At 34.9% G+C, this 25,805-nt stretch carries 22 protein-coding genes and 1 tRNA gene; 7 read left to right on the top strand and 16 right to left on the bottom strand.

The features are described 5' to 3' along the window. Nucleotides 1-35: 35 nt before the first annotated feature. Nucleotides 36-617, top strand: a complete 582-nt coding sequence (locus AC2A1D_RS13340; RefSeq protein WP_484044078.1) for an N-acetylmuramoyl-L-alanine amidase family protein — start codon at nucleotides 36-38, stop codon at nucleotides 615-617. Between the two features lie 80 nt (nucleotides 618-697). Here AC2A1D_RS13340 and AC2A1D_RS13335 read toward each other — a convergent pair whose 3' ends face one another. The 10 genes from AC2A1D_RS13335 to AC2A1D_RS13290 all read right to left on the bottom strand — a co-directional run bounded on the left by AC2A1D_RS13335 (nucleotide 698) and on the right by AC2A1D_RS13290 (nucleotide 14,978). Then, nucleotides 698-1,507, bottom strand: coding sequence for an aminotransferase class IV (locus AC2A1D_RS13335; RefSeq protein ID WP_484044077.1), 810 nt, complete (start codon nucleotides 1,505-1,507; stop codon nucleotides 698-700). 72 nt (nucleotides 1,508-1,579) lie between these two features. After that, the gene (locus tag AC2A1D_RS13330) at nucleotides 1,580-1,966 is read right to left on the bottom strand and encodes an START-like domain-containing protein (RefSeq protein WP_484044076.1); all 387 of its coding nucleotides are present in this window, start codon (nucleotides 1,964-1,966) and stop codon (nucleotides 1,580-1,582) included. A gap of 126 nt (nucleotides 1,967-2,092) precedes the next feature. Beyond that, the gene (locus tag AC2A1D_RS13325) at nucleotides 2,093-3,268 is read right to left on the bottom strand and encodes an aspartate aminotransferase family protein (protein ID WP_484044075.1); all 1,176 of its coding nucleotides are present in this window, start codon (nucleotides 3,266-3,268) and stop codon (nucleotides 2,093-2,095) included. Nucleotides 3,269-3,653: 385 nt separating this feature from the next. After that, nucleotides 3,654-5,390, bottom strand: coding sequence for an OstA-like protein (locus tag AC2A1D_RS13320; protein WP_484044074.1), 1,737 nt, complete (start codon nucleotides 5,388-5,390; stop codon nucleotides 3,654-3,656). A 3-nt stretch (nucleotides 5,391-5,393) separates the two neighbouring features. Then, nucleotides 5,394-5,867, bottom strand: coding sequence for a Fur family transcriptional regulator (locus tag AC2A1D_RS13315; RefSeq protein WP_484044073.1), 474 nt, complete (start codon nucleotides 5,865-5,867; stop codon nucleotides 5,394-5,396). Between the two features lie 72 nt (nucleotides 5,868-5,939). After that, nucleotides 5,940-7,937, bottom strand: a complete 1,998-nt coding sequence (locus AC2A1D_RS13310) for a KUP/HAK/KT family potassium transporter (RefSeq protein ID WP_484044072.1) — start codon at nucleotides 7,935-7,937, stop codon at nucleotides 5,940-5,942. A 126-nt stretch (nucleotides 7,938-8,063) separates the two neighbouring features. After that, nucleotides 8,064-9,044, bottom strand: coding sequence for a pyruvate dehydrogenase complex E1 component subunit beta (locus AC2A1D_RS13305; protein WP_484044071.1), 981 nt, complete (start codon nucleotides 9,042-9,044; stop codon nucleotides 8,064-8,066). A gap of 91 nt (nucleotides 9,045-9,135) precedes the next feature. Beyond that, nucleotides 9,136-9,513, bottom strand: a complete 378-nt coding sequence (locus AC2A1D_RS13300) for a hypothetical protein (protein WP_484044070.1) — start codon at nucleotides 9,511-9,513, stop codon at nucleotides 9,136-9,138. A 69-nt stretch (nucleotides 9,514-9,582) separates the two neighbouring features. Further along, on the bottom strand, nucleotides 9,583-10,053 hold the full coding sequence (locus tag AC2A1D_RS13295; protein ID WP_484044069.1) for an Lrp/AsnC family transcriptional regulator: 471 nt from the start codon (nucleotides 10,051-10,053) through the stop codon (nucleotides 9,583-9,585). Nucleotides 10,054-10,187: 134 nt separating this feature from the next. Further along, nucleotides 10,188-14,978: a translocation/assembly module TamB domain-containing protein gene (locus AC2A1D_RS13290; protein WP_484044068.1), complete on the bottom strand. Its 4,791-nt coding sequence runs from the start codon at nucleotides 14,976-14,978 to the stop codon at nucleotides 10,188-10,190. Nucleotides 14,979-14,982: 4 nt separating this feature from the next. Between AC2A1D_RS13290 and tsaD the strand changes: the two genes are divergently transcribed. The 3 genes from tsaD to AC2A1D_RS13275 are packed head-to-tail and all read left to right on the top strand — an operon-like array spanning nucleotide 14,983 to nucleotide 17,124. Beyond that, on the top strand, nucleotides 14,983-15,999 hold the full coding sequence (gene tsaD / locus AC2A1D_RS13285) for a tRNA (adenosine(37)-N6)-threonylcarbamoyltransferase complex transferase subunit TsaD (protein ID WP_484044128.1): 1,017 nt from the start codon (nucleotides 14,983-14,985) through the stop codon (nucleotides 15,997-15,999). Continuing rightward, nucleotides 15,999-16,409, top strand: a complete 411-nt coding sequence (locus AC2A1D_RS13280; RefSeq protein WP_484044067.1) for a hypothetical protein — start codon at nucleotides 15,999-16,001, stop codon at nucleotides 16,407-16,409. The genes tsaD and AC2A1D_RS13280 overlap by 1 nt, the downstream gene beginning before the upstream one ends. Before the next feature lie 19 nt (nucleotides 16,410-16,428). Beyond that, entirely contained in the window at nucleotides 16,429-17,124 is a 696-nt protein-coding gene (locus tag AC2A1D_RS13275; RefSeq protein WP_484044066.1) for an RsmE family RNA methyltransferase, read from the top strand. Nucleotides 17,125-17,170: 46 nt separating this feature from the next. Here AC2A1D_RS13275 and AC2A1D_RS13270 read toward each other — a convergent pair whose 3' ends face one another. Further along, nucleotides 17,171-17,839 carry a TrmH family RNA methyltransferase gene (locus AC2A1D_RS13270; protein ID WP_484044065.1) on the bottom strand — a complete coding sequence of 223 codons (669 nt, stop codon included), beginning with the start codon at nucleotides 17,837-17,839 and terminating at the stop codon, nucleotides 17,171-17,173. Between the two features lie 306 nt (nucleotides 17,840-18,145). Here AC2A1D_RS13270 and AC2A1D_RS13265 point away from each other — a divergent pair, with 306 nt between their 5' ends. From AC2A1D_RS13265 to AC2A1D_RS13255, 3 genes are all read left to right on the top strand, one after another. Continuing rightward, the gene (locus tag AC2A1D_RS13265; RefSeq protein ID WP_484044064.1) at nucleotides 18,146-19,162 is read left to right on the top strand and encodes an asparaginase; all 1,017 of its coding nucleotides are present in this window, start codon (nucleotides 18,146-18,148) and stop codon (nucleotides 19,160-19,162) included. Nucleotides 19,163-19,220: 58 nt separating this feature from the next. Then, nucleotides 19,221-19,307: transfer RNA gene (locus AC2A1D_RS13260), tRNA-Ser, on the top strand. Between the two features lie 179 nt (nucleotides 19,308-19,486). Next, entirely contained in the window at nucleotides 19,487-19,849 is a 363-nt protein-coding gene (locus AC2A1D_RS13255) for a hypothetical protein (protein WP_484044063.1), read from the top strand. 26 nt (nucleotides 19,850-19,875) lie between these two features. Here AC2A1D_RS13255 and AC2A1D_RS13250 read toward each other — a convergent pair whose 3' ends face one another. From AC2A1D_RS13250 to porK, 5 genes are all read right to left on the bottom strand, one after another. Beyond that, nucleotides 19,876-20,910, bottom strand: coding sequence for an NAD(P)/FAD-dependent oxidoreductase (locus AC2A1D_RS13250; protein ID WP_484044062.1), 1,035 nt, complete (start codon nucleotides 20,908-20,910; stop codon nucleotides 19,876-19,878). A gap of 54 nt (nucleotides 20,911-20,964) precedes the next feature. Further along, nucleotides 20,965-21,903 carry a type IX secretion system ring subunit PorN/GldN gene (porN, locus tag AC2A1D_RS13245; RefSeq protein WP_484044061.1) on the bottom strand — a complete coding sequence of 313 codons (939 nt, stop codon included), beginning with the start codon at nucleotides 21,901-21,903 and terminating at the stop codon, nucleotides 20,965-20,967. A 22-nt stretch (nucleotides 21,904-21,925) separates the two neighbouring features. Further along, nucleotides 21,926-23,518: a type IX secretion system motor protein PorM/GldM gene (gene porM, locus AC2A1D_RS13240; RefSeq protein WP_484044060.1), complete on the bottom strand. Its 1,593-nt coding sequence runs from the start codon at nucleotides 23,516-23,518 to the stop codon at nucleotides 21,926-21,928. A 44-nt stretch (nucleotides 23,519-23,562) separates the two neighbouring features. Next, nucleotides 23,563-24,255 carry a type IX secretion system motor protein PorL/GldL gene (gene porL, locus AC2A1D_RS13235; RefSeq protein ID WP_484044059.1) on the bottom strand — a complete coding sequence of 231 codons (693 nt, stop codon included), beginning with the start codon at nucleotides 24,253-24,255 and terminating at the stop codon, nucleotides 23,563-23,565. A 61-nt stretch (nucleotides 24,256-24,316) separates the two neighbouring features. After that, a complete protein-coding gene (porK, locus tag AC2A1D_RS13230) occupies nucleotides 24,317-25,732 on the bottom strand; it encodes a T9SS ring complex lipoprotein PorK/GldK (protein ID WP_484044058.1) in 1,416 nt (471 codons plus the stop codon). Between the last annotated feature and the right edge of the window lie 73 nt (nucleotides 25,733-25,805).

The following is a 25,805-nucleotide window of genomic DNA, read 5'->3' as shown; positions in this document are numbered from 1 at the left end:
AAATCACGTTATTTGGATAAATAAAACTTAATGATATGAAAGCACTTAAACTGTTTGGATTTTCTCTAATTGCAGCTTCGTTTTTATCTTTTACGCCCATCAATAAAAAAGTAATTGTCTTGGATGCAGGACATGGTGGAAATGATTTTGGCGCACAAAGAGAAAATATTCTGGAAAAAGATATTGTTCTGAATATCGCTAATGAAATTAAAAACTTCAATACAAACAACAACGATTACGAAATTGTAATGACGAGAAACGGTGATGAATACGTTACTTTATCTGGAAGAACAGAAAAAATAAACGAGCTACATCCTACCGCTGTTATTTCTCTTCATATGAACAACAGTGCGAAAGTAGAATCTGAAAGGTCTGGCCACGAAATTTACACTCAAGCAAGCGAAGAATCGAAAAATTTAGCTAAAGTAATTTCGGGAACTTTGGGAGATTGCTCCATTACTGAAAAAAATCTTCATATTTTAAGAGAATCAAAATCACCTGCAGTTTTGGTAGAACTCGGATTTTTGAACAATACAAAAGACAGAAATTACTTTTCGAGCAAAGAAGGACAAAAAGAAGTCGCAAAAAAATTCGATAAGATTTTCAGAGAATTATAAATAGAAAATACAAATTCTGACTCGTGCAGAAAAAAAACCCGGTAAAGGACTTTCGTCGTTGTTTACCGGGTTTGTCAATTTTAAAGGCTCTCTCTCCACTGTTTCACAAGGTCTGTGAATTTTGTTGTGGCGAAAGTTTTATTTCTAATTTTTCCAACCGAGAAAATACCTTTTTCGTCTGAAATTAAAAGAATTTCTTCGGCTTTTTGAGATTCAAAAGCAATCATTTCAGATTCCTGAATATCTGCCAATTTATTTTTATGAATGAAGGTTACGAAATTCTCCAGCAACGGCGAAATGTAAGCTCCTTCTGTATGTTTAGGAATTTTAATTACATCTTCTTCCAAAAACAAAAGATTTCCCATCGTTGTACGAGCAATTCTCTTGTTTGGATTAAGGAAAATAACGTCGTCTAAATCATTTTCTTCAGCGTAAATGCTTCCATAAATGTTTTCTGGCGAATGAAGTCTAATGTTGCTCAAAAGATTTGTATTCACGTTGATTTCTTTAATCAAATCAAGCTCCAAAGCTCTTTGATGAATGTCTAAAACATCAGAAACCTCCGCCACTTCATAAAAATAAGAAACACTAGATTTTGAAACCGTTACCCCATCTCTATTCCTGTACACCAAAAAGTTGATGATTCCGTTTTGTACAGATTTCCCTTCAATTACTTCTTGCGTAAAAAGATTTTGGAAAAACTCCAACGTGTAACTTAACGGAATGTTCAGTCTCATTTTTCGCATCGAAGCCATTAAAAAGAAATAGCATTCTTCATCCATAATCAACTGAGAGTTTCTTATAAAAAAAGAAACCTTCACCGCATCGCCCAGCGTAAATGCTCTGTTTGCCAACTCTGCTTCTCCCGAACTAAAAATATAATTTTCCAATTTTTCTGAATTTAAACTAAAAAAATAATGAACGATAAATCGTTCATCAGTTTTATGTTGTGATATTGTACCCTAAGCTGCGCCTAGTTTTATTCTAAGATTTTCGATAAGATTTTCCCAATACATCGCATTTTCTTCCTCATCTCCTGGTTCACAGAAATCAGTAATATTCAATGCAAGATCTTCTGTAATATCATCAATTACGATTGTCATTTCAAAAAAGTTCTTGGTACCTTCATCTTCTTCCCATCTGAAACGCACGAATCCTTCAGGCTTATATCTGATCAGAGTAGCCTTCTCAGCAGGACCGCCTCCCCAACTGAAAAAGAAATCATCACCTTTCTCTACAACATCGTCCGCAAACCATTCCGACAATCCTTCTGCAGTAGCCAGATATTCGTACAGAATCTCTGATAGACAATGCATTGGAAACTCATAATGGACTTTATTTTTCGCCATATATTCACTGTTTTAATCGTGTCGCAATATATAAATTAATTTTTTGATTTAACAAAACAGAGATTAATTTTTTATGAAAGCTTTATGATTTTTATCATAAAACCAATTATTACGATGTATTCTTACCTAAAATTCATTTAGAACCTCCAAAATAATTGCGCATCCTTCTCTAATTTCGTCTTCAGACAAGGTTAAAGGAGGCGAAATTCTCATGTATTCGTTTCGGTACAATTGCCAAAAAACAATTAACCCTTTTTCCATACATCTTTTTGCCACCGCAATCGTATATTCTGGATCTCCCAAATTTACCGCCAACATCAAACCTTTTCCGTTGATATTTTTAATTTTCGGATGTACCAATAATTCTCTGAAAAGCTGTTCTTTCTTTGCCGTTTCTTCCATTAAACCACTTTCCAATACTTCTTTTAACGTTGCATAGCTTGAAGCTGCAATCAAAGGATTCCCTCCAAAAGTAGTAATATGACCTAACTTTGGCGAATGCGAAAGCGTTTCCATCATTTCACGCGAGCTCATAAAAGCTCCCACAGGAACGCCACCTCCCATGCCTTTTCCCATCACCAAAATATCGGGAACTATGCCGTAATGTTCAAATGCAAACAACTTCCCTGTTCTTCCAAAACCAGGCTGAATTTCATCTAAAATTAAAAGCGCTCCTACTTCTTCGCAACGCTTTTTTAAGTTTCTAAAATAATTTTCAGAAGGCATTAAAAAACCTGCCGCCCCTTGAATAGTTTCTGCAATAACACAAGCAGTTTTCTCGGTAATTTTAGAGAAATCTTCTTCGTTATTAAACTCAATAAAATTCACCAAAGGAAGCAACGGCCTGAATTCTCTTTTATGATACTCATTCCCTGCCACAGAAAGTGCGCCATGTGTATTCCCATGATAAGCGTTTTTCATAGAAATAATCTCTTCTCTGCCGGTATATCTTTTGGCTAATTTTAAAGCGCCATCAATTGCTTCTGCACCACTGTTAACAAGATACGTCATCTCCAACGGTTCTGGTGTAGCTTCAGCCAAAAGACGGCACAACGCAACAGGTTTTTCCTGCGCATATTCGCCATAGACCATTACGTGAAGGTATTTTTCGGTCTGTTCTTTAATAGCATTTACAATTTTCGGGTGAGAATGTCCCAAAGTGTTCGCCGAGACACCGGCTACAAAATCTAGATATTTTTTTCCGTCGGTACCATAAATGTAACTTCCTACTGCCTTTTCTACTTCAAAACCTGCTGCAAACTGCGTAGTTTGCGCTTGATACTTAAAAAAATCTGTTTGCATAATCTCCTTTTAAATTGCAAAGCAAAGATAAAAAGATTGGGTGGAAAGTGTTTTATTAATTGGTTGAAAATAAAACTCCGAAGTCTGGATAGCTTCATCGTTGCTTCGACTTCGTTCAGCAACCGTGTTGTTTAACAAGAGTTTCATCAATCATTCATCAATCTCATTCACCATTTATATAATGAACTTGAACTCCTACGGAGTTCCGCTCGGTTAAGGAAATATTTTCTACACAGATATTGCTCCACTGGAGAAAAGTGTTTTGTATAGTTTTTTTTGCAGAAAAGCATCTATAAATACTGTTAGCGGAAGATTATGCAAGTTGTTTCGTTTTAAAATGCTTTAATTGAAAACAAAAAAGACCGCTTTTCGGCGGTCTTGTTATTTATTTCCTTACTCTCTTCGGTTTTTTGGCTTCTTCTTTTGCTTTGGCATCGTTGATGACTTTTTGGGCATTGTCGTAAAGAGCGGTTTCCGGTTCGTATTGGGTTTCTTCGTAGTTCGGGGTGTCTACCAGAATATCTTGCCATTTCCGTATTCGGTCTTTGGTATTCCAGTTGAAGTCGGGGAACTTGCGTTTTTCGGGTTCAATCATACTCATGGGATAAGTGGCGTCTTCTGCACCGATATTGCAGGCAACTATTTGCAGCTTTCTTTCTTCAAACAACGCATCAATTATTCCGCAAGAAGAAAGGTTGATCCCAATCCTCACAGGTTTTTTTGTTTTAGAATCTACATCATCAGCATAAGATATCGCCTGTGCATTTCCTATTACTTTCGCTTCTTTAAGCTCGCCTTGTTCGTAATAGACGGTCATCAGTTTGCCTTTTACTTGGTTAAACTCGTCTTTTAGATTCAAAGAATCTACTTTGCTTATGGCTAAAGCGTTTCCGATCACTTTCAGAGAGTCTATATTCTCGTTTCCTGTATTGAAGTACGCTTCTAATTTGTCACCTGTTACTTGCTTTTCACCACTCCAAAGAATAGGTTCTTTGTACATGTGCATAATTCCATCCGTTTCGTTGAAAGCAATAGAATCTGCTCTTCCCTGCGCATTAGACTTATAAATTCTGGCTTTTTTGAAGGCTCTTAAAAAGCTTTTCTTCTTTGTTGCATCTGCAGTATCCGGTTTTTGATAGGAAAGAATTTTTTCTGAGGCAAAATAAATAGAGTCTTTCTCTAAAATTTTTACAGCGTACGGATTTTTGGTTATCATGGAAGAGTCTTTCTTCTCATAAATCTCACCGTACCCTCCTTTGATATATCTTTTTTCTAAAGGATCATCCAACGTAACGTTTCCCGTTGCTTTACCCAAACCTGTTAATTGATTATAGTACATCTCGTCCCCAGTCAAGATTTTATCATTGTAATAAATTTTTGAATTTTTGGTGAGAAAAGACTCTTTGGTATTCATGTTATGAGTACCTTTTTCTGTGATAATTCGGTTTTTAGGGTTCTTATTATTGGTAATGGTAGTGTAGCCATTAATGGTTACAATATTGGTGTTTTGATTTTGCACCACATTTTTCCCAACTAAAGTATATTCTCGATCTTTAATCGTAACATTGTCTACAAGATTAATTTCTCTAGTGACCAAGTTGTAAGACGCAGTTTTTGAGTACGTTGTACTTTTACCGTCATTAATAGTACCTCCTGTATTGTAATAGGCTTGATTTCCTAATCTGTCGTAATATAAAGTTTCAGTTTTAATAACCGTACCTTTTGGGTCGTTTAAGACCACGTTTTTTTTGGCAACTCCTTTTTGGGTATTGCCATCATACTCCATTTCGGAAGCTGTAATTACGGAACCGTCTGGGTTTTCGAGCCTTGCATTTCCCATGGCTCTTGCGAAATTTTCTTCCTCGTAAATAACGATGATGTCTGCGCTGAGAATAGAACCTTGATGCTCTACTTTCACATTGCCCTTAAGAAACTGATTCCCATCGTAAACATTAGTTTTTTTTGAGATTTCATCTGCATTAATAATCTTCACCTTTTTACCAGGTGCAGATTTTGCAGGTGTTGGGTTTTGCAAAAAAGGGTCTCTTTGCGCAGGTTGCAGTTTTCCTTGTGAACTAAAAAAAGCAGAAAGGAAAATAAATAGAAAACAAAATATCTTCATCAATTAATCATTCTTGGTACCGTAAAAATACAGCGAATGAGAATCAATTTTTACGCCAAAAGCCTGTTCTATAGCTTCTTTAATAGGCTGAATACGAGGATCGCAGAACTCTATAATCTCTTCAATCTCTTTATCCGAATCTTTTTTATAGACCACCAAATGATCGTGCTGTTTATCGAAATAAGATTTCTCGTAAGAGGAAGATGTAAGGGTTTTTTCGCCAAACTGATGTTTACGAATTAAACCAGCATCAAGGAAAATCTCGATGGTATTATAGATGGTTGCTTTAGAAACGTGATATTTTTTTTGCATCATCAACAAATACAGATCATCAACATTGAAGTGATGATCCATATTGTAAATTTCCTCTAGAATAGTATATCTTTCGGGAGTATTTCTGAAACCTTTTTCTAATAAATAGTTACGTAAAACGTCTTTTATTAGAGTTATATTTTTTTCTTTTTGTAAAGTATCCATTAAAAAATTTATACTACAAATTTATAGATTTTTTATTGAAAAGAAAACCGCCTTTTCCAGGTGCTTCCAATTCTAAGAATTATGCCTTTCAAACCCAACCTGCTGAATCTTTTGGCTGCTTGCGTAGGCTTCTTCTGTAAGTGGAGCAGATTCTACCACTACGTTGTGAGAGGTAACTCCCCATGCTTTAAAGTCGTCGCTTCCGATATATTTTACAAAGTTGTAAAGGTTGAGAATAATTTTCTTTTTAACCGTTAATAGAATATCGTTGATATATGTGTTATCAATAATTACATATTTCAAATCTGGCGGAATGTTATAATTCCTAAGCGAAGGATGGCTACTTCTTGAAGGGATGGTTCCGTCTGCCATTAGATCTTTCAAGACCATATTAAAATAATCGTTGATTCTTCTATCTACTTTAAAACCAAGAAGGAAGTTGATTTTATAAACCGTTCCTGGTAAAACTTCATCTACTGTATATTTGAATTCATACGGATCATCTTGATTGGTAATCGTTAAGATAAAATAATGATCTGCTCTTTTCGGTTGCTTTTTGATGATGGAGTAAATAATTTTAGATTCTACCTCATCTTTAAATTTCGCTCTACTTAGATATGCTAAATTGGTTGCATATTTCGGTATTGTATTATCCAGCTTCATATCTTTAATGATAGAGACATAGTCTGAAAGTTTTACAAACTTGATGAAACTTCCTTTAATACGTCTTCCATTAAACCACGCATACATACAAATCCCGATAGAACCTGCAAGAACTGCCGTAATCCAACCTCCTTCTGCAAACTTGATGATATTCGCGCTAAAGAAACCTAATTCAATCGCTAAATATACAATTGCAAACACTAGAATAAGTAATTTATTGATTCGCTTTTTCAGCAACCAGAATACCAACAATAAAGTAGTCATCAACATCGTTACGGTAATAGAAAGACCGTATGCTGCTTCCATTTTGGTAGATTCTTTGAAGTGTAAAACCACAATAATGCAAAACAACAACAATCCCCAATTGATTCTAGGAATGTACATTTGCCCTTTTACCCCAGAAGGATAATTAATTTTTTGGTTGGGCCAAAAGTTCAAAGACATAGCTTCCGAGAAGATGGTAAAAGAACCTGTAATTAAAGCCTGACTTGCGATAATTGCAGCAGCCGTTGCCAAAATAACCGCAGGAACAATCATCCATTCTTGCATAATTCCGAAGAAAGGATTCACTTCATGCGTATGAGAATCTGAATAGTTGTTTAACAACCAAGCTCCTTGCCCAAGATAGTTTAAAATCAACATGATTTTTACAAAAACCCAGCTGATTCTAATATTTTTAGCTCCGCAATGTCCTAAATCTGAGTACAAAGCTTCCGCACCCGTTGTACAAAGGAAAACTGCTCCTAAGATAACAATAGCACTCGGTGAGTTTACAATTAACTTATATGCGTAATACGGATTGAAAGAGTGTAAAATCTCAAGATTTTGTCCTAGTTGTGAGATTCCAAGACCTCCCAAAACCAAGAACCAAATTACCATCACTGGTCCGAAGAACTTCCCAATGAAGCTGGTTCCAAATTGCTGCACAAAGAAGATTACAATTAAAATCCCGATCGTAATTGGTACTACAGGAGTTTCAGGATTATAAATTTCAAGACCTTCAATCGCCGACATTACGGTAAGAGAAGGTGTAATTACTCCATCGGCAACCAAAGCTGCCGCTCCTACAATTGCAATGAGATAAAGCCAGCCTTTTTTTAGATTTTTAACGAGTGAAAAAAGTGCTAAAATACCTCCTTCACCTCTGTTATCTGCTCTTAAAGCGATGATAACATATTTTACCGTAGTCTGAAGAGTAAGCGTCCAGATAATGCACGAAAGCGCACCTTCTACGTACTCATTCATTGGCATCAAAGCCCCTTCTTTTCTAGCATTTACGATGGCTTTCATTACGTAGAGTGGCGATGTACCAATATCTCCGAAAACAATACCTAATGAAACTAGAACTCCAATAAAAGAAAGCTTTTTGAGGTCAAAATGATGACCACCTTCTGTAACTTCAGCCATAACAGCAATTTTAAAATTTAAAGGGGCAAATTTATACTAAAATAATAACCCCGAGAATTTTTATCGATGAATATAATAAATGAAAAAACTTCCTTTCGGAAGTTTTTCTCTATAATCGTTTCACAATTACTTTACGTACATTGCTTTTTTAATTTCTTCTTTTACTTTTTCCAACTTAGGGAACCATTCTGCAAATAAAGCTGCAGAATAAGGAGCCGGTGCATCTGGAGTTGTAATTCTCTTAACAGGAGCATCTAGATAATCGAATGCTTTCTGCTGTACCATATAAGTAATTTCTGTAGAAACCGACGCAAAAGGCCAAGCTTCTTCTAAAATTACCAATCTGTTTGTTTTTTTCACAGAAGCTAAAATCGTATCGTAATCTAGTGGGCGAACTGTTCTTAAATCGATAACTTCCACAGAAATACCTTCTTTAGCCATATCTTCAGCAGCTTGAAGCGCCAACTTCATAATTTTACCGAAAGAAACTAAAGTTACATCTGTACCTTCTCTTTTGATATCTGCTTTTCCTAATGGTAAATAGTACTCTTCTTCAGGAATTTCCATTTTATCTCCGTACATCTGTTCAGATTCCATGAAGATTACTGGATCGTTATCTTGGATTGCTGTTTTTAATAATCCTTTCGCATCGTAAGGGTTTGAAGGAACCACTACTTTAAGACCAGGAATATTTGCAAACCAGTTTTCAAAAGCTTGAGAGTGCGTTGCTCCTAACTGACCTGCAGAAGCTGTAGGACCACGGAAAACGATTGGGCAGTTCCACTGACCTCCACTCATTTGACGAATTTTTGCCGCGTTATTGATGATCTGATCGATCCCTACCAAAGAGAAGTTAAAAGTCATATACTCTACAATAGGGCGATTACCGTTCATCGCTGCACCTACTGCAATCCCTGTAAAACCAAGCTCTGCGATAGGGGTATCGATTACACGTTTTGCACCAAACTCATCCAACATTCCTTTTGAAGCTTTGTACGCACCGTTGTATTCTGCAACTTCTTCACCCATCAAAAAGATAGACTCGTCTTTACGCATTTCCTCGCTCATTGCCTGCGCAATCACCTCACGAAAAGTATATTCTGCCATAGTAATTTTAAAAATTTAAGTACAAAAATAAGGTTTTTATTTATTAATCAGAAAAAAAGGCTCTTTCTAATATTAAATTTCAGAAAAAAAATTATTTGAAAAATTTCCACTTTGGAATAATTGCAAGCATCCCAAACCCTGTAAAAAGAAATAAATTGGTTACATCTGTATATAAAAATGTAGAAAGGTAATAGTTGTGCATAAAGAAATGCAGTACTAAAAAAGTAGGAAAAGCAAAAAGCCCTACTTTGCGGTAAAAATACATAAGTACGAGACTTACCGCCATTAAAAAATCTATTCCGAAGATTACATAAAAATACCAAACCGGAATATTGAGTGTTTCTTGTTGCAAAAACTCATCTAAATCTATCCCAAAACCCATCCCTGTGAAAAGGAGCAGTACGGCAAGTGTAAGAATGAAGCCCCAACCTTTTTTAGGGTCTTCGTCAAAGTAGCTATATTCTTCCATGGTGCAAAAATAAAGAACTTATGAAAAAAAATCATAAGTTCTTTTTGAATATTTATATCGTCTTAAAAATTAAATCGTGATTGCGTTGATCAATCTGTTTTTGTCGCTAAGGTATTCTTCCATAGAAATCATACTCTCAGTTCTCATTACATCTTGAATATCATCAATTTGATAGATAATTCTCTTCGCATCGTCTGTATTTTTAGCTTTCACCTTGCAGAAAATGTTATATTTTCCTGAGATTACACTTGCTTCAATTACATTAGGAATACTAGATAATTCTTTTAAAACCTCTTGCGTACGGTTTGATTTTGTAAGTAAGATACCGATGAAAGCCGTGAAATGGTAATCTAGTTTACCATAATCAATGCTCAAAGATGATCCCAAAATAATACCCGCATCTTCCATTTTCTTTACTCTTACGTGAATTGTACCTGCAGAAACATCCATCTGCTTAGCAATTTCAGTAAAAGGCATTCTTGTGTTTTCTACTAAGAAATCAAGAATCTTCTTGTCTATTTCGTCCAGTTGATAGTTCATAATAGTGAAATTATATTTTTCCTAAAAAATCCATAAATTTTTTACAAAATTATAAAAAATAATTTAACTGAAAAAAAAATATCAAATATTAACTATAATTAACAGGTATGATAAAAATCATTATGATTTTACGATTATTTGTTGGATGAAATTACGGAATCTGTTTTTACTGAATCAATCTTTGCAGGTTGCTTTTTATCTTTTTTCTTCTTTTTAAATAAAGAATTGAAACTTTTACTCCATACAATACCTCCGCCATACGCTTGATTTGCAGCTCCATTTGTAACTACTAAACCAGTACCAACACCGATATTTGTTGGCTTAGAATAGGCTCTTAAGACCAATGCACCATCGTTTTTCTTAGAAATATCGTACTCAATAGAACCTTCTCCTGAAAGATAATTCGCCGTTGTACCTTCCGATTGATTTAATGGTATACCAAGTCCTGTTTTTATTTCAACCCTAGGCGAAACCGCGAAACTTACTCCCGCATTGGCGCGATCTCCGGTGTTTGAAAACTGATCGCCTTTTACATAATTCAAATCAATCTGAAACTCGCTACTGATGGTATTAAATACAGAACCAAGCTGCCTTAAAAGCATATTATATCCGTTAGATTCGGCAAAATTAGCCACACCTGTCGCTCCAAAATTCACCGTATTAGAAGTATTGAAACTATTCATAAGGAGAATAGAGCCAAACTGAAGCACATCTTCACCTTCTGTCTGATTAATTTTTGCGGCGAGAGCTTCTTTCACCTGGCTGGAAACATCCAGTGCGGTAACGCCAAGTTTTATCTCGGGATCATTTAATGTATTGGTAATTTTTGCCTGAAGCAAAATCGAAATAGGTTGTAAACTTCCCATATTCAGATAACTTCCCGCATTAGAAACCATTCTTATATAGTTTGCCGTAATATCAAGTGTAGGCGTCATCGCATTTCCATCCCAATGTATACTACTCCCTTTCTGGATCTGAAATGTACGGTTTAGAATTGCTTTAGAAACGAAAGTTCCGTTATCTACGCTGTATTCTCCCAACATTTCAATATTGCCGTTACGACTCATTCTAAATCTTAAGTCATCCGAGAAACCTCTTACATTAAGACTACCCACATCATCTCCCACCAAAACATTTACATTGGTACCTTTATCAACATCGAGATTAAAGTCGATTTCCATATTGGCGCCGCTTTTTTTCTTTTCTTCTAAAACAACAAGGCCGCTTTTACCTTCTTTCAAGAATCTAAGCATTTTAAATTCTTCAACATTCGAGGTAGAGGCCGAGTTGAAGGTAAAATTACTACCATTCAAAGCTTTCATGTTAGGAGTTGAAAGATTAAGCGCAGAAACAGGCCCATCAACATAAAGTTCACCTTGCCCATAAACCCTTCCCCAAAATAGATCAAAATCTTTCTGAGTTGTATCAAGCATCAATAAATTATCTGCTCTCATCAGGAGAGAAACTCCCATAGATGAAAGTGTTTCGAATCTTATTAAACCTGAAATTGTTCCTTTAGAATTTGCTCTTCCATCATGCACACCAATATCATTCAAAATCGCTAAACCTTTTGTAAGATCTATGGTAGTATCATCAAAAGAGTAATCTACACCTGTGAAAAGAAGTTTAAGCCCAAAGTTTTTAAGATCTATCTTACCACTGTAATCAATTTCTTTTAAAGTACCGCTAATTTTTAAATCTCCTGTTGCTTTCCCTCTCATGTTTCCAAAAACACTCTGAACAAACTGTTGGGTAAAGGCAAGATCAAACTCATCTAATTTTGCATTTAAATCGATGGTTGGTGTAGCGGTATTATTATTTACTGTACCTGTTAAATGAAGATTGTTATTTCCAATAATTCCGGCAGAAGTTACTTTTACATCAACATCATACACATTCAAAGAAAAACCATTGGTAGCAGAAATCGTGATATCTCCCATATCGTTTCCGTTCATCATGATATCATCTACCGTAAGATCTACTAACGGCTGAAGTGCAGTATGATCCATCCTAATTTTCACATTTCCGTTGGCAAGACCTTTAATATCCATTGTATTGCCATCCGGAGTCATCTCCAGAATTTTTTCGATAGCAAAATTATTTACTTCGGCATCCACATAAAAATCTTTTGCCGATTTAAAGGTTGATTCATTTATTCTAAGTGAACTATCATCTGAATAAATTCTTAGGTTTCGAATTTCAAAATCTGCGGTTTTTTTCCTGTACACTATGGAATGGTCTAACGAAGGATCTGTATCAATCGCCCATTTTACCCCATTAAAATTAACCTCAGTAGGATCAAATCTGAAAACATAATCTCCGTATTCGTTGCTGGTCTGATTAAAATTCACAGCATAGCTCTTAAGATTTTCGTCTTGCTCATCCTGCAAACTACCATGTTTAAAATTGGTAGAAATTTTAAGCAGCGTATTGTTTTCGTTTTTGCCTGTAAGCGTAATATCTTTTAAAACGTTTTTATTGTACTCTAATCTATTAATTTTAGCAAAAATCTGTTGGTCGAGACTTGCCGTATTAATTCGAACTTTAATGCTATCAACCATCGCACTATCTCGAGTTACCATAAGACGGTCATTAATCTGATAATCTGGATTGGCTTCTGCCAAAGCACGGTCTGCTTCAGAAATCTCCTGTTTTTTGGTCATAATGTACTTCATAGAAGCTGCATCCAGATCCAAAATAAGATGATTACTGTCTCCATTGTAATGCGCAGCAACTTTAGCACCTTGGGAAAGCTGCACATCGGGAACAAAAAGCGCAATTAAGCCTTGTTCTACATCAAAATTAAGAGTAAAGTTCTGCCCTCGATATAATTTTCTCGGCGGTGGTCCCACTAGAATTTTAGCTAAACCATTTTGCACCATCCCAGAAAGATCTGCAAGATTGAATTTCCCTGAAATTTCCCCATCAATGGCTCCTGGAGCTTTTACATCTATTACGCGATTACCACCTTGAACATGTGTGGCTATTTTAGCATGAGGAATATGATAGCGTTTTCCGCCGGTTGCAAAGTTTACATTATCTATATTTACATCAAGACCTAGGTCATTAATGTTAGACATTGCAATTTTCCCATCTACTTTTCCGCTCACGATTTGAGAACCGGCCTGTCCTGTAAAATAGTTAATATTTAAAGATTGAATATCCGCATTTACATCCGCAAAAGTTCTTGAGGTACTAAAATCTATTAACCCTTTTACTTTCCCTTTTACCTGCTCATCATTTATAGTAATAAGACCATTGTATTTTCTGTGGTCTAGACGGCCGTCTAGATAAATATTATTAATTTCTTTATTTAAAATTTCGATGCTGGAAATCTGAGATTTTGTGGTAATTCTCATCGTATTTACATCGAAGCTCTCTCCATTAATATCAAATTTACCTGAAATTAAACCTACTGCTTTATTTTTTGTTATCACAGAAGTGTTTAAATCGTTCACCACCGCAATTCCAGAATATTTCGGAACAGGAGAACTGTATTCCCTTAAAGAAAAATTAGATATTTTCGCCTGTCCAATCCCAGTAATTAAATCTCCAGACGAAACGTACACTTCTCTGGGATTTACTCTTGCGGTTCCGTTGAACTTTAACCTACCGAAATCATCGGCAAAATTTTTCATTTTCTTTGAAACAAATGTGGGCACCATCGCCTTTAGATCGATGTAAGTAAAATCTGCAGAAAGCGTTTTAGTATCAAATAAAAAATTGCCTTTCAAAAGATTGGTAACATCCATCTTTTTTGTAGCAATATTTACTGTAGGATTTCGGATTAAAAAATTATCTAAAGTAAAATTATTAAGCGTACCCGTCATTTTTCCAGACATATTAAAAGGCACATAATTATCCCAATTGGTCACAAAATAACTAATGTCGTATCCGCTTAGCTGGCTTCCCATCTTCATATCCATCTCCCACTTTACGCGATCAACAAAATATGCCCACGAACCTTTATTTAGGTTGAATTTAATATCACCCTGCAAAAGACTATGATCGGTATTCATCGTAAGATCTTTCAAAGAAAGAAAATCTGGAGTAAGAGATAACTCTGTAGAAAACGTTTCAACAAAATGAGATTTCCCCCATCGTTCTGTAACAAAGGAGAAATTATTTATTCTTGCATAAATATTTGGCCCGTTGATTTTTACATTAGGCGCGTGAAGATTAACGTTTTTGGCAGTTAACCACTTTCCTTTTTCACCAGGAGAATTTTGATTTACAATAGAAATCTTTGCATTTACCAATTCTACACGAGAATTCAGTTCGAATGCAGGTTTATTGGGATCGCGTTTTTTACCGTTGTCAAAAAGTTTTGTGAAACGTATAAAATTCGAAATACTATCCCCTTTATAAGTAATTACCTTTACATCTGCATTTTGCAGACTTAAAGAGCTAAAACTTAAAGAATTGTGTTTTCCAATATTTGATGCCAAAGAAAGCCAATCTGAATCTGCTACAAAGGTTTCAGCTTTAATAAACTCATATCCTTTATAATCTTTTATTTTTAAACCTTTAATCGTAACATCACCAAAGAAATCTACATCTACACTTTCTGTAGACATATCTGCTTTAAAATCTTTGTTTACAATCTGTAAAGCTTGATCTGCAGCCCATCTTTGCGTAACAGGTAAATTAATTGCAATGAAAGCAAGAACTACGACGGAAAGTATCGTCCAAAAAAGAACCAGCAAAAGTTTTGCCCACCACGTGTAGCTTACAATATCTTTTGCAGCCTGTTTCCCAATCTCTTGTGCGGCATCTACAGGATGTTTAATGGCTTCTGCAGCGAAATCTGAAGCCTCCTTTACAGACTCCTGAACATTCTCAACAGTTTTATGAACCTGATCTCCCAGATTTTCTGTTACCGATTTTTTGTTCTTATTTTCGTTATTATTCTCTAACTTTGCCATTATGATGAGCGACTCTATTATTTTAGGTATCGAATCGTCTTGTGACGACACTTCAGCAGCGATTATCAAAGGAAATACCATTCTCTCCAACATTGCAGCCAACCAGGAAATCCATAACGAATATGGCGGTGTAGTTCCGGAACTTGCTTCCAGAGCACACCAACAAAACATCATTCCTGTTGTCGAAAAATCCTTCGTCAAAGCAAATATACAACAAAATACTATCTCTGCGATAGGCTTTACGCGAGGGCCTGGACTTTTGGGTTCTTTGCTTGTAGGTACTTCATTTGCAAAATCTTTGGCCATGAGTCTTGATGTCCCTTTAATAGAGGTAAATCATCTTCAGGCACATATTTTGGCACATTTTATCGACGATGCAAATCCTGTGCCTCCAAAGTTTCCTTTTTTATGTCTTACGGTAAGTGGCGGTCATACGATGATTGTTTTGGTGAAAGATTATTTCGACATGGAAATTATCGGAAAATCTATTGATGACGCCGCCGGTGAAGCTTTCGATAAAATTGGTAAAATTTTAGACCTCGATTATCCTGCAGGTCCTATTATCGACCGTTTAGCAAAAGAAGGAAATCCCGATGCTTTTACTTTCAACAAACCTAGATTAGAAAATTACGATTATTCTTTTAGTGGAGTAAAAACTTCGGTTCTTTATTTTATCCAAAAAGAGGTAAAGAAAAACCCTGATTTCATTAAAGAAAATCTTAAAGACATTTGCGCTTCGGTACAAAAATGCATCATAGAAATTTTGATGAATAAACTCGAAAAAGCAGCAAAAGACCTTAATGTAAAAGAAGTTGCGATTGCAGGAGGCGTTTCTGCCAATTCTGAATTAAGAAAAGTAATGCAGAATAACCACGAAAAACTAGACTGGAACATTTACATTCCAAAATTCGAATACACCACAGACAACGCAGCAATGATTGCGATGGTAGCTCAACTCAAATTTGAAAGAGGCGAATTTACCGACTTAAGAACGACAGCAACTTCAAAATACGATTTGTAATGAAGATACTTTTAGAAGAAAAAATATTAGGCACACAATCTAAGAAAAATTCAAAATATTACTGGGTTTTGGAAACCATTACCGGTAAAAATGATACTACTGCAGAATTTGATGAAGATGATTTTCAGATGATTTGCTCAGAAACAGGTTTTATTCAAAACGTGAAAGAAGAAATAATCGAGAAACTGAATTCTGAGAATGTTTTCAGCTTTTCTTATGAGCCGAAAGAGGGAGATTATTTATCCATCAAAAATAATTTAAGAAAAAACGAATATCTAAATTTAATTTTTCTGAATAATCTTTGGGTTGAAGAAATTTATATGTGTTCGTACAGAGATTGTGAAGGCGACATTTACACGACCATTAAAACTGGGGTTGCTTTTATTAGTGAAAACGAAATCTTTTTTTAAAAAATAACAACCTTTTTTTATGAAACTTTTTTTTGGCGAAATCAACAACCAATCTGTGATCATCAATGATGAAGAACAACAACACATTGTAAAAGTTCTTCGTATGAAAGAGGGTGAAGAAATCCACGTAACCGATGGAAAGGGAAATTTAGCTTCCGGAACTTTAGTTATTGAAGGTAAAAAAGCAGGAATTAACGTTGAAAATATTCAAACCGAAACGCCAAATTTCAAACCGAGACTTCATATTGCGATTGCACCGACAAAAAATATAGACCGTATCGAGTTTTTCGTAGAAAAAGCTGTGGAAATGGGCATTTCTGAGATTACGATTCTTCAAACTGAAAAAACTGAGCGTAAAAATATTAACATCGATAAAATCAGAAAACAGGCGATTGCAGCTTCAAAACAGAGTTTAAGATTCCATTTCCCTGTGATTAATGATTTGATTAAACTTTCTGATTTCTTAAAAAATATTGATTCTGAAACAACTTTCGTAGCACATTGCAACGAAAATTTGGAAAGAATTCATTTGAACGAGATTCCCAAAATAGAAAGCTACACCTTTATGATTGGTCCGGAAGGCGACTTTTCAGATAAAGAAATTCTATTTTTAGCCGAGAAAGGAATTAAAGCTGTTTCTCTTGGAAACCAAAGATTAAGAACCGAAACCGCTGGAGTTTTTGTCGCCGCGTGGAATTATACTCAAATGATTTAAGAAGCTGATAGCGATTAGCTTTTTGCCAATGGCTTCGAGTATGCACTTAAAATTCAAGCTGATTTTCTCTCAAATATTTCTGAAAAATCTGCTCTCCACTTCGGATGGAATTTACCGCCCAACGAATTTTCATTTTTAATAATTTTTCGTCGTTCAGTTTATAATCAATCCCAGATTTGATGAGTTTTTGCTTTAATTCGTACAAGCAAATCGAAGCAGCTACAGAAACATTAAAACTTCTCGTAAAACCATACATCGGGATTGCCAAAGTTTCGTCTGCAAAGTCTAAAACTTCTTGAGAAACTCCTTCCATCTCAGTTCCGAAAACCAAAGCAATAGGTTGAGTAATTTCGTAATCAGGTAGAAATTTTGCATTTTTTTCTAAAGAAACCGCCACCATTTTGTATCCTCTGTCTTTAATTTGTTGAAAAGAATCCATATTTCTTGGCATTTTTTCTACTTCCACCCAAGTATCGGCGCCTTTTGTAACACGAAGATTGGGTTCAAAACTATATTCTTCCTGCAAAGCCACCACTTTATGAAAAGCACAAGCTTCGGTGGAACGTACAATCGCCGCCGCATTTCTGAACTGATACACATCTTCCACCACCGGAAGAATGTAATCTGAACTTTCGGGTGCAAAATGCTCAATTTTTCTTAATCTTTCCTCCGTTAAAAACTGTTTTAGGTACTCGTAGATTTGCTCATGTTTCATGGTGCAAAAATAAGAAATTTGATGGGCTAAAAAATAGTTGTCATTAGCTTATAGCCATTCGCTTCTTGCCAATGGCTTCGAATTCGGTAATGAAAAATAAATAGATAATTAAACTTTTAATAATCTAATCACTGAAGTCTGTTAATGCTTCCCAATTGCGCCCTAGCTTGAGTGGAGCTCTTTTTATGAGGAGGTACGATCAGTAAAAAAGCGGGAACCCTTCGACAAGCTCAGGATAAACTCAGACAGAAATTGGCGCAAAAAAATCAGTAAAATAATTATGTTAAAAATTGTATTTTTGATGGCATGAAAAGAAAAGTCCTATTAATCTACACCGGCGGAACCATCGGTATGGAAAAAGATTATGAAACCGGAAGCCTTCGTGCCTTTGATTTCGGAAATATTTTTGAAAAAATGCCCGAAATGAAGTTGATGGAATGCGAAGTTTTTGTGCATCCTTTCGCCAAACCTTTAGATTCTTCGGATATGGGACCGAGTGAATGGAAAATTATCGCCAATTATATCCACGCCAACTACAATCAATATGATGGTTTTTTAATTCTTCACGGGACAGATACGATGTCTTACACCGCTTCTGCACTGAGTTTTATGCTGAAAGGATTAACAAAACCTGTAATTATGACTGGTTCGCAACTTCCCATTGGAGATTTAAGAACCGACGCGAAAGAAAATCTTCTTACGAGTCTGTATTACGCAAGTTTGTATGAAGAAAACGAAGCGGTAATACAAGAAGTTGCCATTTATTTTGAATATAAATTATTAAGAGGAAACCGTACTTTGAAGTATTCTGCAGAATATTTTGATGCGTATGCAAGTCCGAATTACCCAATTTTAGGGCAATCTGGAGTTCATCTTAATATTGTGAAAGATAATTTGCTTCGTGCTGAAAAAAAGGTAGAATTCTATGTGGATAATCATATTTCTGAAGATGTTTTATTTTGGAGAATTTTCCCGGGAATGAATTTGAATCATTTTAAAGAAATTCCAAAAATGAAAGTTCTTATTCTTCAGGTTTTTGGTTCTGGAACTATTTTTAGCAGTCCTAAAACTTTAGAAACCTTACAACAAATCCGTAACAACGGAACTGAAATCGTTGTCGTGAGCCAATGTATTTCTGGTGGCATTTCTTTTGGTAAATATGAAAACTCTAATGTTTTTGCTAAAATAGGTGCCATTAGCGGGAAAGATATGACTGCGGAATGCGCCATTACCAAATCTATGCACCTTATTGACAATCCTAATTATCAAGAAAGTTTCTCTGAAAATTTTTCACGAAGTCTTTGTGGCGAAATCACAGAGTAATTGTGGTATAATTATTTGCAAATCCGCTTAAATAGTTTACTTTTGCATTCTCGAATAGAGAGAGGTGTCCGAGTGGTTGAAGGAGCTAGCCTGGAAAGTTAGTATGCGGGTAACTGTATCGAGGGTTCGAATCCCTTCCTCTCTGCGAAAACCGTCTGTTTACAGGCGGTTTTTTTATGAATACACTTCTTTTTAAAATAGATAATTCTCAAAAAAAGTTTATTAAAATAATAAGAATATGCTATTTTAATAAAATTTAACATTTGTTTGGCATAAAATTAGTAATTTTGCAAACGCACACCAAACATTCAAAACGAACACAATATGTATAAAAAGTTACTTACTTTGGCTATTGCAAGTATTTTACTTAGTTGCAATACAACCTCGAAAGATGTGGAGGTTCAAACAAATACTCCACTTGCACAAGAAAGCACCACTAAATTTCAGGATTACACGGATAACCTGGGAGACAAACTTTCCGTTAGTACAGACGAACAAGGTCGTAAAACGATAAAATTCAACGGGAGCGTTTATCTTTTAGAAAAAGATTTTGAAAGTAATACCTACTCTACTTCTGATAATCAATATCAGCTTACAGAAACCAACAAAGAAATCACTTTCGTTAAAAAGAATTACAACATGGTTCTTTTTAAAACAAAAAAGAACAACCATCCATCAGCTTCTTAGTCTGATCGGATGGATTTTATTATTTTTTATTTAAATCTATCAAGAGAAACTTCCTCTGATAACGGTTTGTTATTCTCAATAAAATCTAAAAGATATTTGGAGAAATAGCAACCGTTGAGGATTCCTCGAGCGCCTAAACCATTGAAGACATATAGATTTTCATAATCAGAATGCTTACCCAAAATCGGTCTTCTATCTTTTACAGTAGGTCTAAAGCCAAAGCTTACCTCTTTCACTTCAAAATCATAAGGATAAATTTCTGATAAACCATTTACAAGCTGCTCAACAGCAGAATCATCAATTTTTGAATGAAGTTGATCTCTATCATACGTTCCACCATAAAAATATAAATCTGAATCTAAAGGGAAAAGAAAGTGCTTTTTCTTTATGGTAACCTGGGTCTCTAATTGCTTTTGCAGTTTAACTTTAATATGATGTCCTTTATTTGGTACAACAGGAATATGCTTAAAATAAGGATTTTCTTGTACTCCGATGCCTTCACAGAATACAACATGTTTATAAGTAAAACTTTTATAAATATTTTCTTCGATTCTAAGAGTATTGTAATCAAATTTTTCTTGAACTAAAAATTTTTGTTCTTTTAAATAAGACAAAAAATCATTAAAAAAACCGTTTACATCTAAACGCGCTGATCTATCTACACTCCCTGCTCCAAAAACATTTCGAACAATGGGCAAAGAGGTAAACTCAGGATTTAGAAAATTTTTAAGATCATCATTCTCTGATTTTTTAATCCAAAGATTTTTTTCATTTTCATCATGAAAAATACGATGGATATTTCGCTTAATAAGATAGTTCTTTCCTGTATACCTTTCAATTTCTAGAAGAGTCTCAGATAAATAATCAATTTGCTCCTGTGCTTTCCAAAATGTTGTAAACTTTTTAAGCACTACAGGATTTATAATTCCTGCAGAAACCTGAGAAGCTCCTTTTTTGTCTTCAGAAAATAACTTAAAAGACTTACCTTCCTTCAAAAGATGATGAGCAAAAAATAAAGCGGCATAGCCGTCTCCAACGATTATATAATCTACATTATCCATAATAAAAAAACCTGAGTAAAAATACTCAGGTTTTCTGTAAATATCAAGCGGAAATTAATAATTCCACATATCATTCTCCATTTGAAGAATTTGTTCTTTAATTCTGTTGCTTTCCGCCAATTGCTCTTCAGCATTTTTAGGAATATAATCTGAAATTTTACCTTCCCCAATACCATTAGAAGATTTGTAAATAACAGAAGAGAATCTTCTTGCATTAATTACATCATCAAAAGAAATATCAGCAGATGAGTTATTCTTGTTGAATACGTAATTATTAGCTAGAATATCACGTGCATTAGGATAATAAATCCAAAAAAGATCTACAAGTTCCTCACCAATGCTTAACGGCTGACCATCAATACCAGTTCTACCAACAGCAGAAGGATCTGGTCCCATTGCAGCAATACCAAGAGGTCTGTACTTCATTTGGCCATCTCTTTTATCGATAAACCACATGCCCATAATTTTTAAAACCTTAACTTTTTCAGTTGTAGTTCTAATATAGTCAGTATACATTTTCTTTTCTGCCTCAGTTAGTTGACGACCACTATTCAAGATTTCAATAGCCTCATCATCTAATCTAACACTTTCAAGTTTCTTTCTGATACCATCTGGAGTAGATTTTGTAGAAAAATCTTCATCTTCGTATACTTCTGAAATTGTTCCATCTAATGCAGCATCTAACAAAATCTGATACAATGATCTTGTGGTTTTAGAAAGTAATCCATTTGGATTATCATAATAAAACGGTTGGTTGATTCTATCATTCATGTCGATAATTTCCCAAACCATCATGCTTTTTAAGATATCTTTATCATCAACAAAGCCATATTCCAAAGGAGTAACTTTATTACTAATCACAGTATCTCCTACTTTTCTCATGTTATCTGCTCTCATCTGTCTAAACTGTTCAGGCGAAGAAGCATTTAAGATAGTCTGAGAAAAAGCAAACCCAGAGGCTACTACTAAAAGACTGCTTATATATTTTTTCATAATAGAATTTTTCAAATAAATATTATTGAACATTAATTACCACTGGAGAGATTTCTTTCAATTTCTGATTACCTAATCCTGTAGCTGTAGCTTGAATATCATAAATATAAACTACATCACCAGGTCTAAGATTTTTAATCAATCCTTCTGCAGCTGATAATGAATTACCTTGAATCATTGTACCTGCTCTTCCTGGTAATTTTAAGATAAAGCTATTTACAGTAAATGAAACCGGGAAGTCGAAATCTGGTAAAGCAGCTGTCACAGTTTGGTTCGGAATCGAACTAGCTGGCATATTATTAACAGATTTTGCTCTAATTTGTCCTTGCGGTCTTGGAATACCTTTAATTCTATATTCAAATACCTGAGAAACAGCTTGTCCGCTAGGGTTTCTTCCAGATAAAGTTAACTGAACAACATTTCCAGATTGAGGAATAACATCCCACTTACCATTACCTTTACTTCTTACAGTAGCTCCACCAGAAGCACTTAAAGTAAGTTTAGAATTATCAGCACCTAAGATTGAACCTGATACAGGGTTTTCTAAACCTCTATACATTACATTCATCTTATCCGCAGATAATAGTAATCCTTTCTCCAATTTAACTTCCTGAGGACCAGCGATCACATTATAAGTATGTGTAAAAGGGTAAGATTGTACTTTACCTTCTGCATCAGTAAGTGTAATTGTACCTCCAATTTTTCTTTCTCCAATACCTCCAGTGTTTAGTGGCAAGAATCCTTTACCGTTTTCTTGTCTGCTTACACCAGAAATTCTGATTTTATCACTGTTAGAGTATGTACCTAACATTACCACAGCTTCTGCTTTTTTACCTGAAACAATATCAGTAGGTGCAGAAACAATAGCTTCATACTGGTTAAATTTAATACTAGCATCTACTTTTTCTTGAAGCATTAAAGCTAATGCATCAGACTGTACGTTTCTAGCATCGTTTTGAATAATTTCTAAGTTAGAAATCGCAGCAATAAGCGGTTGGTGATAGAATTTATTCTGAAACCAAGTTTTTCCATTTGGAGATTTATCTTTCTCATACTCTGCAGATAAAGACTTGTTCGCTCTCTCTACTAATTTTTGCAACTGAGGATTATTACCGAAAGTAGTGTTGATATAATTTCTTACATCATCCATTTTACTTTTCAATTCTAAAGCCTTTGCCGATGGTGAATTTTCATCACCTTCTTTAAAGAAATATTCAGTTGTAGCTTCGTTATTATTTAAAGCAGAGAAATTCTCACTTACGTCCATGTCTTTTCCAGTCTCATCTTTATCATGGAATTCTGACTGAGTTTTAAGCAGGACTTTAATATCTTCAGCAGATTTTACTAGAACATTAATCTTATCTCTCATTACCTTATACTGTGCCCATGGTTGTGCGTAAGTATCTGGAACTTGTTGAGCTTTAGCTTCAAGAGTTTTTTCGAAAATATCTTCGTTCTTTTGCTCTGTTAAAAATCTAGTTTCCTTAAGAGCTCTAGTAGAATCATAATACGACCTAATAATTTCAACATCGATGTTGAGGGCCATCATAGCGATGAACACCAAATACATTAGGTTGATCATCTTCTGACGTGGAGTCTGTTTTCCTTTTGCCATTCTTTTTTCTTTTAATTAATTAAATACTATAAATGGTTAAGAAATTAAGACTTCATTGCAGTAAGCATACCGCCATAAACTCTGTTTAAGTTATTTAGGTTAGATGTTAATCCCTGTAATTCTTCGTTAAATTTCTGAGACTGCTCTACAGATTTCTCCATATCAGCTACATATCTAGAAGCAAATTCAGACTGCTTTCTTCCGCTTTCTAATTGCATAGCGTAAAGAGCATTCATGCTTTCCATGTGTTCAGCAGCTTTATTCAATTGGTCGTTATATTTATGAGTAGAAGCAGATACATCAACTGTTTGGTTAATTTGCTCAACAGAATTTGAAAATTTGTTGATTCCTGTTCTTAAGCTTTCGAATAATTGAACATCAAGTTTAGCATCTTGAAGCATTTTATCTAATTTACCAGAAAGAGAATTTTCTAATTCTGCCATATGGTTTACATTAGATTTAGCTGATACATTTGAATGCAATGGGTTTGGATTTGCATGCTTATCTAATAATTCTGGGTAAACATTTTCCCACGCATAAGACTCTTCATTTTTAGGAGGGTCAAAAGCGAAAATGATGAAGATAATAGCTTCAGTCACCAAACCTACAGTTAGTGCGATATTACCATTAATTGGTCCCAGAGTAATGTGAGTAATTTTAAGCCAAGCTCCAAGAATTACGATTGCAGCACCGAATGAATAAAAGAAATTCATCCACGCATCTTTAGTCTTAAACATATACGTTAGTTTTTTTTAAAATGAGTTGTTAATAATTTGATATAATAATTAAATGGTAATATTATTTGCTTACTCTCTTAGCTTTTACAGCAGCTTCAGGAATATCTTGTACTGTTCTGAAACCAATGTAACTTCTAGCAGAATCTTTTCTTTCCCAATCTCTAGCACCTGTCATCAACATATAACCTACATCTTTCCAAGAACCCCCTCTTACAGCTTTTTTAACTTCAGTTTTATCTTTTGTAGAAGGATTTAAAGTTGAAGAGAATGTATAAGAAGAGTTGTTGTAAGGAGAATCTGTCCACTCAGAAACGTTTCCTGCCATATCAAACAAACCGAAACCATTCTTTTTGAATTTTTTTACAGGAGCAGTATAAGTGTATGTACCTTTTACTTCATCCTCCATGTAATTACCTCTTTTTGGTTTAAAGTTTGCTAAATAACAACCTCTATCATCCATTAAATAAGGACCTCCCCATGGGTAAGTTGCATTTTCCATACCTCCTCTTGCAGCATATTCCCACTCGAATTCGTTTGGAAGTCTGAAAGAAATTGGTTTTTGTTTTCTTCTTTTTAAGCTTTCGTTATAATCAGACTTCAACTTAGATCTGAAGTTACAATAAGCTCTTGCCTGATCCCAAGTAACACCTACTACAGGATAATCTTTGTATGCTTTGTGCCAAAAATACTGTTCGAACAATGGCTCATTATATGTAAAATGGAAATCTTTTTTCCAAACAGTTGTATCTGGATAGATTGCAATACTTTCGCTTCTTAAGAAGTTTGCACCTCTTTGCTCTTCAGCGATACCTGCATCCATATCTCCCCATCTGTAATGATATTTTAATTTACTTACATCTAAAAGTCTTTCGCTTCCAACTCTTGAAGAAGCTGGCAAATACATAGACTCTAAAACTTCAGCGTATTCAACATCAGGATATTTAGAAGTATTCCAATGCAAAGGAATTTTCCAATCTAGTCTTTTAGACTCATCGAAATCTTCTCTACCACCGCCAGATCCTTCAAGATATTCTTGGTATGGCGTAAGGTTTTCTTCTTTTTTCGCAAGGTAAGCGTAATCTCCAATTGCTTGGCCTTTTCCACCTCCTTCACCACCTTCACCAGCAGCTTCTGCAAGAAGTGTTCTTGCGATAGAATCTCTTACATAGTTAATGAATACTCTGTATTCTGCATTAGTAGTTTCAGCCTCATCCATAAAGAATGAAGAAACTGTAACTGTTTTTGCTTGAGCTTTCTCAGGATTATTTGTAGGATCCCAATCTGTTAATCCTGCAACAAATGAACCTCCTGGGATAGCAACCATACCGTATGGTCTTTCCGCAACAAATGATGATGTTTTTTCTCTAGGTATCAATTCCCCTTTTGTTCCTGGCTTCCCAACAGAAGAAGTTCCACCACTTGAACAAGATACCGATGCTACCGACGCAGACACTAATAAAAGAAATATCCTTTTCATGTTAATTTTTATAATTAAGCCGTAAATATATAATTTTTTTAAGAAACTTTTAAGATTTTTTTTAGAATAACGA

Source organism: Chryseobacterium sp. HNCC26DJ239 (assembly GCF_057180445.1).
The sequence above is the reverse complement of the archived record's forward strand: the minus strand, read 5'-3'. Positions and strand labels throughout refer to the sequence as shown.